Below are 12,801 nucleotides of genomic sequence, written 5' to 3'. Positions count from 1 at the left end.
ACTTGATTGACGGGTCAATGGGCCAGAGAGGCCAATTCGGTACCTCTCCGGTCAGTCATTTCAATGGCTATGGCGCCGGATGAAGGTTTCCAGAACCTTGGCGGAACGGCCAGGATTTTCCAGCATGGGCAGGTGGCCGACGCCCCGGAATACATGCACATCGGCGTCTGGTGTGGCAGTTCTGAACCAGTTTACGCAACGGGTCGGGGTGATAACGTCTTTCTCGCCCCACTGCACCTGCAGCGGTGGTGTGCCCGGGCCGAGATACCGGGCCGGGGCAAGGGCGTCAGCGAGCATGTCGTTGAATATGTGTCTCAGCGCTTGTCGGCGGTTCAGAAGGTCCGGGCCCAGTAATCCGGCCATGGCGAGCCCGGGTAACGTTGGTTTGCCGGTGCCCACACTGTTGAACATCCGGTAGACCCCGGCCCAGTCCTGGGGAATCAGGATGGCATCGCGATCAGACTCAAAGGGAGCATCAATATCCACATCCGCATGTTCCGGGATGCCGGCACTGTTAAGCAGTGTCAGTGACCGGGGAGGCTGTTCCAGCTTATGGGCCAGAATCGACGCAATGGCGCCTCCCATGGAGCTGCCGGCAATGTGAAGGTTATCTGTTGCGTAGCCGGATAGCCACTCACTCAGCCGTTGGGCTTGGCTTTCGTAGCGGTAGCAGGCGTCAGCATGGTACTGGCTCTCACCCAGTCCGGGTACGTCTGGAACCAGCAGGTGCCAGTCTACAGGGAGTTTCTGCATCCAGAAGGCCCAGTTTTCCTTCATCGCTGCAAAGCCATGTATCAACACCAGGGTTGGTCGCCCGGGTGCCGGTTTGCCACGTTCCAGAAACACCATGCGATGGCCGTCTACAATGGCTTCCTGCCGTTGTGCGCGCAGCAGCCAGCGTTGTCCGGTGCGGGCGACCGGCCATAGGTTCGGGGTCGGGACTTTCATGGATACGACAACCTCTTGATGGTAAATCCGAATTCCAGTTTACCGCCCCTGTTGTGGGGTGCTATTGCCTGCCCGCCCCGATCTGGCGTCGGTGCGGCAACCGGGTTCAAGGCGATGGCAGCCGGATATCCGTAATCACCGGGTTGTGATCCGACGAGCGCCAGGGGCCGCTGACCGGTATCCGAGGTGGCTGGTCGTAGCCCAGGGCCCCGGGTTCATCGGCGTTGATGTTCCACGTTTGGGCGTGGGTGACATGGGGCATCAGGCTGGCTGACGCCAGGGCGTAATCCAGTGTGCCTTTTTCTCCCCGGTATCGATAACTGTGGTTTGGACAGTGGTCCGGTTGGCAGGGATGGAAATGGTGCACCAGGCTGGTAAAGCCCTGCCGATAAAGCACCTGCACCGGGTCTTCCTGGGCGTAGCTGTTGAGGTCGCCGGTGATCAAGGTGCCGGCGAGTGTGGCCGGTGCCGGAAGTGAGCCAAGCCAGTCGAGCATGGTTTCGGTAGCCTGGCTGCGGCGATGATTGAAACAGCCCTGGCCGTCTTTCTGATCGGAATCTTTGCCGCTGGCATTCCGACAGGACTTCGATTTCAGGTGCGTCACTACGATGCGAACAACCTGGTCGCCATGCCGGGCCTGGAACATCTGGGCCAGGGGCGGCCTGCCCATGGGCTCTGACGGCTGTCGACTGGCTTCGCCAACAGGGGTTGCCCGGTCTGTCCGGTATAACAGGGCGCTGCGAATGGCGTCGGAGCCGTCATCGCCGGGTGTCGCCACAAAACGCCACTCGGCGCCAAGCTGCGCGGCCAGTTCAGCAACGGCACTGTCTGGGCCATAACCGTCGTTTTCAAGTTCGGTGACTGCCAGTATGTCCGGGTCTGGTAAGGTGAGAGCTGCCACCAGCCGCTGGCTCTGGTCCTGGAAGGCGGCCAGACTCTCTGCCCCCCGGGCAGTCGGAAAGCCTGCACCCTGGCCGTTACCGTTGAAGTAGTTCTCCAGGTTCAGGGTGACGACCCGCAGGTGGACGCCATCGGACCTTCCGGGTGGTTGCGGGCGCTCGTTGCTGGCTTTGAAGACAGGTTGCCTGTCTGGCTGGACGCGCCACTGGCCAAAGCGAAAATCGAGAACGCCCTGCAGTTGCGAGACGGTATCGCCGGCGCGTACCGTATTCCGCCCATCAAGCCCGCCCGGTGGCCATGGCACGGGATCAGGATTGCGCACGGCCAGGCCATCGTCCAGAAACACACGGTGTTGATGGTTGTTGCGGGCCTGCCTGACGGCTGCTGGCCCCGGTGCCAGATATTCCGTCGGGATGACTTGATCCTCGGCGGCCAGAGTAAGTTCGCCGTAAAGGGCAAGGTTGTAGTGATCAATAACCGTCAGCGGGGCGGCAAAGCGAACCCGCATGTTCTCAAGACTTTCCGGTGGTTGTGACCAGGGCAGTGACACCTCGATGGGCCGGGGCATCTTGCCCTCGCCGCAGACTGTCAGCTTGCCGACATCCACCAGTTCCGTCAGACCATGATATTCCTTGACGATCCCTGTCAGTCGCAGGCGCTGGCCGGGCTTGCCCGCTGCCTGGCGTGTGTAGATGAACAGGGCTTCGGAGGTGGCCGGGTTCTGGTCCGTTTCAGCGTCAGCCTGTTGCAGGTAGAAACCACCAAAACCACCTTTGTGGCGACTGTCCTGGGTGAGGATGCCTTCGACGGTGACGGTTTGCCCGACCATGAGCGAAGCGGAGCCGCTACCCTGAATGGTGTGGATGGCAGTGGCCGGCGCGCCACATGCCTCGGCCACTGCCTGCGTCGGGACGCAGAGCGTGGTAGCCAGGCCGAGGGCGGCGTTGAGCAGAAGTCTGGAAAGTGTCGTCACCGGGCCAGTCTAGCAGAGACCGGCCACCGCTTTGAGTGCCCGTTCGCGCTTGCTGCCAAAGCCAAGCTGGTCCGGATTGGCCAGTTCCAGCTGCTGCACCAGTGGGTCCGGGTGGCTATTGTCAAAGGTAATTCCGAGCCGGGACAGGACATAAGGCGCCAACGCTGCGCGGGTTTCAATGCTGAGGCAGCCCTGTTCCATACCGTAGTCGTTGGCAATGATCTGTTGTTGCGCCTCGGTCAGGCGCTGATCAGGTGCGACCTCCAGGGTGACCAGGCGTTGCCAGTCTTCATCCTGCTGTGCGGCGTGCCTGGATTTCTGCCTGAGTGCCTCCGGCTGGCCCTGAAAACGGCTCAGGGCGAAATCCCGGAATTCCCGGTTGGCATTGCACCAGGCCCGCACATGCCAGCTGTTACCCGTGCATACCAGTGAATGCGGCTCCAGCACGCTGTCGGCGGCTTCCGGTCGGCTCAGGGACACGTAACTGGCCTTGAGTTGGCGGTGATAACGGGTAGCGTTAACCACGGCCCGCATGGTTTCCGGGGCGATGCGCCGGGACGGTTCCGGGATGACGGCGTTGCCCGGCAGACCAAGCTCCAGGTCAGAAAACGTGTCGCTCAGGCTCTGTTGCCGTGCAAGCAGGTCTTGATACTCGCTAACCTGGCCCCGGGTCACCACCGGTTTGAAACCGGCTGCCGGCACATAGCCCTTCAGGTGCCGGTCGTAAACCAGGTTGCCGGGAGCCAGTTCCCGCAAGTAGGTGTTGATATCCTTTGATGCCTGCTGGCGACCAATGCCGAAACTGTGGCAGATGTGGTTGGTGGTCAGGCGTCCTTCCCACAAGGCGATGATTTCAATCAGTCGATAGCGAAGCAGTAAATCCCAGCGAATGGGCCAGTCCGTTTTCTTCATAACCAGGCGCTCACGGTCCGAGTAAGTAGCTTGATGTTTATGTTACCCGCTACGGCTATCAGGTTCTGTTACGGCCCATTAATGTAAAACATTGTCAAATGCCGCGCCACTACTGGGTTCGAGGTCTCGGCAACTGCTTAGTGGAGTCGTCTGTCGATGGCTGGTTAAATACACACCAGCAGACAACCCATAACGTTGCTATCTTTTCTTTACTGTCACCCTGATGTAACCCAATACCCGGAGCCACTCATGACCCGAATGGTCACCTCCCTTTCGGCGCTGATCCTCAGCATTGTGTTGTTGGTCAGCGGCAATGCCTTTCTGATGACGCTGCTGGGTATTCGCCTGAGTATCGAAGAAGTCTCACCCAATGTCATTGGCTGGGTGCTGGTGTGCTATTCCATCGGTTTTGTCCTTGGCACCCTGTATGTCCACAAGATTATTGGCAGGGTTGGCCATATCCGCGCTTTTGCGGCATTTGCTGCCATGGCTGCCGTGGTGTCGCTGATGTATCCGATGGCGGTGTCGATGATTTTCTGGGCGGTCCTTCGGGTGCTGTCCGGCTTCACCATCGCCGGTGTGCTGGTGGTGATTGAAAGCTGGTTTTCCAGCCGTGCCACTAACGCCAACCGGGGTGCGCTGTTTGCCGTTTACCAGATTGTTTTCTACTTGTCGGCCGCCGGTGGCCAGTTGATTGTCAACGTGGGGGACCCGGGCAGTTTCCTGCCGTTTTCGCTGGCGGCCATCCTGCTGACTCTCGCCCTGATTCCTCTGGCTCTCACTCGAATGGAAGCGCCGGCGATTGAGCAGGTGCACCGGATGTCGATCTTCAAACTCGGGCGGGAATCATTTTCCGGTGTCGCTGGCGCGCTGATCAGCGGTGTCATGATTGGCGGCTTCTATGCACTGGGGCCGGTATACGCCACGTTAGTGGGGCTGGACGTGGCCAGAACTTCGACCTTCATGGCCAGCGCCATCATTGCTGCCATGTTGTTGGCATGGCCATTGGGCCGGGTGTGTGATCGATTTGACCGGCGCCGGGTGATGTTCTGGGTGGCGCTGATTGCTTCTGCTTCGGCCGTTGGGGTTGGCGTTTTCGGGGCGGCAAGCCTGGCGTTGCTCACCATTCTGGTAGGGCTTTTTACCGGTCTGTCGGCCACTCTTTACCCAATCGCGGTGGCCATCACCAACGACCGCATGGACAGCAACCGGATTGTCGCCGCCAGTGCCACGCTGTTGCTGAGCTACGGTATTGGCAGCGTGATCGGGCCGATCACCATGGCGGAGTTAATCAACATCATGGGGCCCTCCGGCCTGTTCTATGGCAATGCCGGCTTCCTGGTGTTGCTGGCAGTGATCACCAGTTACCGGATCAGCCACACGGACGACGTGCCGGTGGAGCAGCAGGAGCACTTTGTCCCGGCCATGCCGGAGGCGTCTCCGGTGCTTTCCGAGCTGGACCCGCGTAACACCGAGTTCCACGAATCTCCGGAAGTGGAGGAAATGCAGGAAGAGTTGCGTCAGGCTGGCTGACGCGCCTTTCGGTTTTCCCCAATTATATTTTCACCCTGATATCTGTTTTTATTTCAATGGTTAGCTTACTATTGGTGAATTTCCAATAAGGTAAGTGTTTTGTCGGTTATCGGGGTGGCGTTTGCTTGTCCCATGCCGGATCACCATCAGGAGTGTTTAACCATGAGAGATCAATTCCCGTTTGCCGTTGCCCGGGTTACCCGCCGCTGGCGCAAGATGCTGGATGAGCGGTTGAAAGACCTGGGGGTCACGCAGGCTCGCTGGAGCACCATGGTGTATCTGCAGCAGGGCGGTGAAGGCCTTACCCAGCGCGAACTGGCCAGTCTGATGGCCATTGAAAATCCTACCCTGGTCAGGTTGCTTGATAGCCTGGAGCAGCAGGAGTTGATTGAGCGGCGCCCCTGTCCGAATGATCGGCGCGCTCGCCGGTTGCATCTGACCAAGGCCGGTGCCGAGTTCATGGATGAGCTCTCCGAGCGGGCCGCTGTGTTGCGTGAAGAGATGCTGGAGGGCGTGACTGACAAGGAAATCGAATGCGCGCTCAAGGTGTTCCACAAAATTATGGATAACGCCGAGAAGCAGAAGTAACGCTTGATCGATAATTCTGTCGAGGGCCTGACCGCCCGTTACGGCGAACGCTGGCGCTGGCTGGCCGTTGCTACGGTTGTCCTTGGCACCATGGCCACGGTGCTTAGCGCCACGGTGGTGAATGTTGCGCTCCATGACATCATGATGGAGTTCGGCATTCGCCAGGGCCAGGTGCACTGGCTGGCCACCGGATTCATCGCCGCCATGACCACCACCATGCTGGCGTCCGCCTGGCTGCTGGACCGGTTTGGTGTGCGCCTGACCCTGGGTGTTGCCATGGCGGTGTTCACCGTCATCTCCCTTGTCGGCGGCTTTGCCGAGTCTCCTGAACAGCTGATTGCGGCCAGAATAGGCCAGGGTGCCATGGCCGGGTTGATGCAACCCATGGGCATGTACCTGGTGTTCCGGATTTTTCCGGCAGACAGGCGTGGTCAGGCCATGGGCATTTATGGCATGGGGGTGATTCTGGCACCGGCGTTGGGCCCTGTGCTGGGTGGCTTTCTGGTGGACCAGTTCAACTGGCGCTATGTGATGTTTGCACCGGCACCGGTCACCCTTCTGGGTGTCTGGATGGCCTGGCGGTTCCTGCCGCTGCCCCGCTCCCGCCCTGCGCCTTATCCCTTTGACCTGCCCGGTTTGTTACTGCTTGGGGCAACCATCGCCCTGACCCTGGATACCCTGACCCGAATGCAGGCCTGGCCAGGCCAGGAGCTGCGAATCGTGATGCAATGGGCGTTGGCCCTTGGCCTTTTGTTGGCCTTTGTCTTTCGGGAACGCACGGCGAAGCATCCCCTGGTTAACCTGCTACTGTTGCGCCAACCGGTGTTTCTGTTCGCCACGCTGGGCGCCATGGCGCTTGGGCTGGCGCTGTTTGGCTCAACCTACCTGATTCCCCTGTTTGTGCAGACCACGCTGGGCTTCTCGGCGACGGAGGCGGGTCTGCTGATGCTGCCCGCCGGGGTGGTGCTGGGCATTGTTTTTCCGTTGTCGGGCCGGCTGGCAGACAAACGCAGCGCCCGCAGCCTGGTGCTGTTTGGAATCGGGGTGTTCGCCTTGTCCGCCGTCCTGTTTGCTCTGACCGGCCAGTACGCTGGTTTTGGCTGGCTGGTACTCTGGGCAGTGCTGGGCCGGATCGGGATTGGCTTTATGCTGCCGGCCCTGTCCACCGGTGCGCTTAATCCACTGCCCAAGGAACAGCTGGGCGCCGGGTCCAGCACCATCAATTTCGCCCGCCAACTCGGGGGTGCCCTGGGGGTAAATGTGGTGGCACTGACCATCGAGTTCGGTGAACATCAGGGCAGTGTGCCTACCGCGGCTGCGTTCGAGGCGGCCTGGTGGCTGGTTGCGGTGTTTGTGGCGTTGGCTGCCGTGCCGGTCTGGAAAATGCGGGTGTAAGGTAGCCAGTTGCCATTTCCGGCGGGATTCATTAGCATGTGCCCAACTTCGGGGGAGTAGCCTTCGCTTCTGGGTAACAGGAGCGGACGGTAGTCAACATACTTGGAGCTCATTCTCCATGGCTACCGTGTTCCGTGATTGATCGCGGAATTGGCAAGACCTGAGGCAGATCACCTCCACTGGGCGGAAGGTGAGCTGTCTCATGTTTGACGATTTCCGCCCTGAGGTCTCTTCGAATGGATGCGTTCCTCGCTTCAACCCTTGCCGTGGCCATTGCCGAAATTGGCGACAAAACCCAGCTCCTGTCTCTTTTTCTGGTTGCCCGATACGCAAAGCGTACTCCTATCATTCTTGGTATTCTGGTTGCGACCGTGCTCAATCACGCGCTCTCAGCGTGGCTGGGGGCCTGGGTGGCCAGCTGGATTCCGTCCCAGTGGTTGCCCTGGATTCTCGCAGTGAGCTTTGTCGCCATCGCCCTGTGGTTGCTGATACCGGATAAAGACGACAGTGCCGAATCTCGGTTTCTCGGCATGGGCGCCTTCTGGGCGACTACGGTAATGTTCTTCCTGGCGGAGATAGGCGATAAAACCCAGGTGGCTACGGTGGTCCTGGCGGCGAGGTATACGGAAATGTTATGGGTTATCATCGGCACGACGGTGGGTATGCTCCTGGCCAATATTCCGGTGATCCTGGCAGGGCGCTGGCTAATGGAGCGACTGCCGCTGGCGACGGCCAGGATCAGTGCCAGCGTATTGTTTGTGGTGCTGGCGGTGGTAACGGTCTGGACCACCCTGGTGAACTCCTGACGCGGAACCGTGTCTTTCAGAGCAGAGGCCCGGAATGAATGTTTATGGGAACTGGTTGATATGTGGTTGAAAAAATGTGTCGCCGTTCTGGTGTGCCTGATGTCCCTGGCGTCAGCTGTCAATGCTGCGCCGAACCAAAAGCCGTCAGACACTGCAACGGTTCAAAACGATCGTTCGCCACGGGTACCAACGTTCGCTCTTAACGGCGATCTGGCGGGGGAGCTGCAGGTGTTCACGACCCGCTATGAGGATACCTTTGCTGCTATTGGCCATGATGAGGCTCTGGGGTATCTGGAGCTGGTCAAGGCCAATCCGGGTGTTGACCCCTGGTTACCGGGAGACGGCACGACCATTACTCTGCCGCGTATGTACTTGCTGCCCGATGCACGCCGGGAAGGCATCGTGATTAACCTGGCCGAGTATCGGCTCTATTATTTCACCAACGATGGCGTTCAGGTGTATCCGGTGGGCATTGGGCGTGAAGAAAATCCGTCACCGCTGACCGACGCAGAGGTAACCATGCCTCTGGAATCGCCTGCGTGGTATCCGCCGGCCAGTATCCGGGCATCCTATGAGGCCCGTGGAGAGTATCTACCGCGTATGATCCCGCCCGGCCCGGACAATCCGCTTGGCACTCATGCTCTGATGCTGAGCGAGAAAGGCTATCTGATTCACGGAACCAACAAGCGTTTCGGTATCGGCTTGCCGGTCAGTGCCGGCTGTTTCCGCATGTATAACGAAGACATTTCCCGGTTTGTCTATCAGGTTCAGAAAGGCACGCCGGTCCAGATTATTCGCGAACCTGTCAAGCTAGGCTTGTCTGGCGGCGAGGTGTGGCTTGAAGTGCACCGGCCCCATGAAGATTACTCGCCCGAGGATCGCGAACAGCTGTGGCGTGTAACGCTGGAAAAACTCGAAGCCTTCCGCCAGCAACACCCAGACGTGGAAGTCCAGCGCCGGTCCATCGAACTGGTGGTGGATCAGGCCGATGGCATTCCCACCATGGTCGGTGAGCGACTGACCCGGGTGGCTTCTGATAAGGGGCCGACGGAAAGCAATCCGGAAGAGCCTGCAGAGCCGGAGCAAAAGCTGTACTTTTGACCCCGGCGCCGCAACCAATAAAAACCAAACGGCAGGAGTATTCATGAGTCGTACTATACTGATTACCGGAGCCAGTTCCGGACTGGGTGAAGGCATGGCCCGGGAGTTTGCTGCCCGGGGTGATCACCTTGCCCTGTGTGCCCGTCGTACCGAGCGGCTGGACCAGCTCCGGGCCGAGCTGGAGGGCACCTATCCGGGAGTGAAGATCAGTGTGCGGGCCCTGGATGTGAATGATCACGCACAAGTGGCCGAGGTTTTTCAGGCTTTCCGGGAGGAGTTTGGTCCGCTCGACAGGATCATTGTCAATGCCGGCATTGGCAAGGGGCAGCCGCTGGGCACCGGGCGCTTTGATGCCAATCGGCAGACCGCAGAAACCAATTTTGTTTCCGCCCTGGCCCAGATAGAAGCCGCCATGGAGATTTTCCGGGCACAGAACCATGGTCACCTGGTTGCCGTATCATCGGTAACGGCCGTTCGGGGAATGCCTGGAAACGTCACCACCTATGCAGCGACCAAGGCCGGATTGGCGGCACTTTGCGAGGGATTGCGTGTCGAACTGAAAAAGCGCCGGTCTCCCATTCGCGTGACCACGCTCTATCCGGGGTATATCCGGACTGAGATCAACGAAAAGGTCAAGAACACGCCTTTCATCGTGGACGCGAAGACCGGATGCCGGGCCATGGTCCGTGCCATTGAGTCCGGCAAGGCCGAGCGTTTTGTGCCAGGTTGGCCCTGGACGCCCATAAGTTTCATACTGGGGCGACTGCCGGAGTCCTTACTGGCCCGAATATTCTGATCACTCTGCCTGGGAGATCGCCATGACGCCAAACCCGATGCAACGTCAGAACCTTCGCTTGCCCCTTTGGTCCATGATTTTTTTCCTGGGAGGGCTGCTGGGACTGATCGGGGCTTCCTGGCAGGCGATTGCCCAGCAGGACACGCCGAGAACGGCACTGGTATTGACGGTCGAGGGTGCTATCGGCCCGGCTACCATGGATTATGTCACCCGTGGCATCAGGCGGGCCGAGCAGGAGAATGCTGGCCTGGTCATTCTGGAAATGGATACACCGGGTGGCCTGATGGATTCCATGCGGGAAATCATCAAAACCATCCTCGCCTCCGAGGTGCCGGTGGCAACCTACGTGTCACCCCAAGGCGCCCGCGCCGCCAGTGCCGGCACCTTCATCCTCTATGGCAGTCATATTGCGGCTATGGCGCCCGCCACCAACCTGGGTTCGGCAACGCCGGTTCAGATGGGCGGCCTGCCAGGCTCGCCAGAGCAGGAACCGGAGCAGCCCGCCGGGGACAACGACGCTTCCGAGACCAGTGCCGACGACTCGGCTGGCGAACCGCAGAAACGCCGGGGCGACACCGCCATGGAGCGTAAGGTTCTGGAGGATGCCGTCAGTTATATTCGTGGCCTGGCTGAGCGTCGTGGTCGGAATGCCGACTGGGCGGAAGAGGCCGTTCGCGAAGCCGTCAACCTTGGCGCAACCGAGGCGCTGGAACTGAATGTTATCGATGTCGTGGCGCCCAATCTCCGCGAATTGCTGGAAGCCATCGACGGTCGCACCGTGCAGATGGCTACAGGCGAGCGGGAGCTGGTCACGGCGGACCTGGAACTGGTCCGTTCAGAACCGGATTGGCGAACCCGGTTACTGTCGGTAATCACCGATCCGAACGTCGCCTATTTCCTGATGATCATCGGTTTCTACGGCATCATCTTCGAACTGTCGAATCCCGGTGCCGTGTTCCCCGGGGTGATCGGTGCCATCTGTCTGATACTCGCATTGTTTGCATTTCAGGTGTTGTCGGTGAATTACGCCGGCCTTGCCTTGATTCTGTTGGGACTGGCGTTCATCGTGGGGGAAGCCTTCATACCTAGTTTCGGCATTCTCGGTGTCGGTGGCATAGTCGCCTTTGTCACGGGATCGGTGATTCTGATGGATGGCAGCCACACGGATATCTCATTGCCCACCGTTGGCGGCACGGCTGTTGTGGCGGGCGGGTTTATTCTCTGGACGGTTACCCGCTTCATCGGTTTGCGACGCCGTACGCCGGTCAGTGGCAGCGAACACATGGCTGAGGAAAAAGGCGTGGCACTGGACGACTTTGAATCCTCTTATGACGGCTACAAGGGCCATGTCCGAGTCAGCGGGGAGCGTTGGAATGCCCGTTGTCCGCATCAGATCACCAAGGGCACGCAGGTGCAGGTAAACGGTATGGATGGGCTGACCCTTCTAGTTGAAGCCAGGCCTGATTCTGATCAAGGTCATTGAACGCGCAATTCGTAATAACCAACGGCAAATCAAGGAGGCCGTATGAACCTGGGTGACATTATTCCCTATATTGCACCGACTGTGGTGCTGCTTCTGATTCTCGGTTCCGCCATCAAGATCCTGCCGGAATACGAGCGCGGTGTGGTGTTTTTCCTGGGCCGCTTTCAGGGTGTCAAAGGCCCCGGCCTGATCATCGTCATCCCCGGAATTCAGCAAATTGTCCGGGTGGATCTGCGGGTGATCACCCTGGATGTCCCAAGCCAGGATGTTATTTCCAAAGACAACGTGACGGTAAGAGTCAATGCAGTGTTGTACTTCCGCGTGGTTGACCCCGAGAAAGCGATTATCCGGGTCGAAGACTATGGCGCTGCTACCAGCCAGTTGGCGCAAACAACCTTGCGCTCTGTGCTCGGCAAACACGACCTGGACGAAATGTTGTCTGAACGAGACAAGCTGAATTCGGATATTCAGGAAATCATTGATTCCCAGACCGAGGATTGGGGTATCAAGGTAGCCAATGTGGAAATCAAACACGTTGACCTGAATGAGTCGATGATTCGTGCGATTGCCCGTCAGGCTGAGGCTGAGCGCGAGCGTCGCGCCAAGATCATTCACGCCGAGGGTGAATTGCAGGCATCCAAGAAGCTGGTAGAGGCTGCAGAAGTCATGTCGGCCAACTCCGGAGCCATGCAGTTACGTTACCTGCAGACACTGGCGGACATGAGCAACAATAACTCCTCCACCATCGTGTTCCCGCTGCCGATGGATATGATCAAGAACTTTTTGGATAATCAGTCGGGCAATAAAGGGCCGGATAAGCTGAAGCAGTAATATTCAGGTTTTCAAACGAGCACAAAAAAGACCGGTTGAACCGGCCTTTTTTGCTAAACGGCAGCCTTACTTCTGGCTGGCACGCTCGAGCATGCGCTTGGCGCGCTCGTTCGCTTCGTCAGCGGACTTCTGAGCAGCACGGGCAGCAGCCAGGGCTTCTTCAGCAGTCTGCTGAGCAGTGCGAGCGGAGCTTGCAGCGCTGTTAGCAGTGTTCAGAGCGTTGTTAGCAGTTTGCTCGGCGGAGCTTGCAGTTGCATTGGCTTCGTCGATAGCGCCCTGCTCAGTGGTGGCACAACCTGCAGTCAGAGCAGCGGCCATTGCAAACCCGGCGATCGTCAGTTTACGCATGGTAAATCCCCTTATTGGTCGTTTTATTTCCTGTGATCCAGAAGTCATTAAGACGACTTCCTGTCAGCTAAGCCCGATAGGCGTTGACTACCGGAGTCGTCAAACAGTGTAAAACACTCAGAGACAAAATGTTAACTAAGGATACGTAAATTTTCTTAGGCTATGACAACAACTTAATACTCCCGTC

12 protein-coding genes and 1 riboswitch are annotated in these 12,801 nt (G+C 58.8%); of the genes, 8 read left to right on the top strand and 4 right to left on the bottom strand.

The annotated features are described in order from the left end of the window. Positions 1-60 precede the first annotated feature (60 nt). The 3 genes from ACTZWX_RS06100 to ACTZWX_RS06090 form a co-directional block, all read right to left on the bottom strand. Complete coding sequence (locus tag ACTZWX_RS06100) at positions 61-948, bottom strand: alpha/beta fold hydrolase (RefSeq protein WP_444713173.1); 888 nt, start codon at positions 946-948, stop codon at positions 61-63. Positions 949-1,054: 106 nt separating this feature from the next. Further along, on the bottom strand, positions 1,055-2,821 hold the full coding sequence (locus ACTZWX_RS06095) for an ExeM/NucH family extracellular endonuclease (RefSeq protein ID WP_444713172.1): 1,767 nt from the start codon (positions 2,819-2,821) through the stop codon (positions 1,055-1,057). Between the two features lie 9 nt (positions 2,822-2,830). Then, positions 2,831-3,733 (bottom strand): helix-turn-helix transcriptional regulator, encoded by a 903-nt coding sequence (locus ACTZWX_RS06090; protein WP_444713171.1) that lies wholly within the window; start codon positions 3,731-3,733, stop codon positions 2,831-2,833. A gap of 249 nt (positions 3,734-3,982) precedes the next feature. On the opposite strand from ACTZWX_RS06090, the gene ACTZWX_RS06085 reads away from it, so the two are divergent. From ACTZWX_RS06085 to ACTZWX_RS06050, 8 genes are all read left to right on the top strand, one after another. Beyond that, a complete protein-coding gene (locus ACTZWX_RS06085; RefSeq protein WP_444713170.1) occupies positions 3,983-5,266 on the top strand; it encodes an MFS transporter in 1,284 nt (427 codons plus the stop codon). 162 nt (positions 5,267-5,428) lie between these two features. Then, on the top strand, positions 5,429-5,854 hold the full coding sequence (locus ACTZWX_RS06080) for a MarR family transcriptional regulator (protein WP_058092884.1): 426 nt from the start codon (positions 5,429-5,431) through the stop codon (positions 5,852-5,854). A gap of 3 nt (positions 5,855-5,857) precedes the next feature. Then, positions 5,858-7,249 carry an MDR family MFS transporter gene (locus tag ACTZWX_RS06075; RefSeq protein ID WP_444713169.1) on the top strand — a complete coding sequence of 464 codons (1,392 nt, stop codon included), beginning with the start codon at positions 5,858-5,860 and terminating at the stop codon, positions 7,247-7,249. A gap of 46 nt (positions 7,250-7,295) precedes the next feature. Beyond that, positions 7,296-7,401, top strand: a riboswitch (yybP-ykoY riboswitch). Positions 7,402-7,485: 84 nt separating this feature from the next. Continuing rightward, positions 7,486-8,055, top strand: a complete 570-nt coding sequence (locus ACTZWX_RS06070; protein WP_444713168.1) for a TMEM165/GDT1 family protein — start codon at positions 7,486-7,488, stop codon at positions 8,053-8,055. 60 nt (positions 8,056-8,115) lie between these two features. Further along, positions 8,116-9,156 (top strand): L,D-transpeptidase family protein, encoded by a 1,041-nt coding sequence (locus ACTZWX_RS06065; RefSeq protein WP_444713167.1) that lies wholly within the window; start codon positions 8,116-8,118, stop codon positions 9,154-9,156. Between the two features lie 43 nt (positions 9,157-9,199). Next, the gene (locus ACTZWX_RS06060; RefSeq protein WP_444713166.1) at positions 9,200-9,952 is read left to right on the top strand and encodes an SDR family oxidoreductase; all 753 of its coding nucleotides are present in this window, start codon (positions 9,200-9,202) and stop codon (positions 9,950-9,952) included. Positions 9,953-9,989: 37 nt separating this feature from the next. After that, positions 9,990-11,435, top strand: a complete 1,446-nt coding sequence (locus ACTZWX_RS06055; RefSeq protein WP_444713422.1) for an NfeD family protein — start codon at positions 9,990-9,992, stop codon at positions 11,433-11,435. 42 nt (positions 11,436-11,477) lie between these two features. Next, positions 11,478-12,266 (top strand): slipin family protein, encoded by a 789-nt coding sequence (locus tag ACTZWX_RS06050; RefSeq protein WP_152436995.1) that lies wholly within the window; start codon positions 11,478-11,480, stop codon positions 12,264-12,266. Between the two features lie 66 nt (positions 12,267-12,332). Here the strand turns inward: ACTZWX_RS06050 and ACTZWX_RS06045 are convergent, their stop codons facing one another. Beyond that, positions 12,333-12,614 carry an Lpp/OprI family alanine-zipper lipoprotein gene (locus tag ACTZWX_RS06045; RefSeq protein ID WP_061331332.1) on the bottom strand — a complete coding sequence of 94 codons (282 nt, stop codon included), beginning with the start codon at positions 12,612-12,614 and terminating at the stop codon, positions 12,333-12,335. Positions 12,615-12,801 lie beyond the last annotated feature (187 nt).

The sequence above is a fragment of the Marinobacter sp. NSM genome, from assembly GCF_052380025.1.
Lineage (GTDB): Bacteria > Pseudomonadota > Gammaproteobacteria > Pseudomonadales > Oleiphilaceae > Marinobacter.
This window is presented reverse-complemented; position numbering and strand designations above follow the sequence as displayed.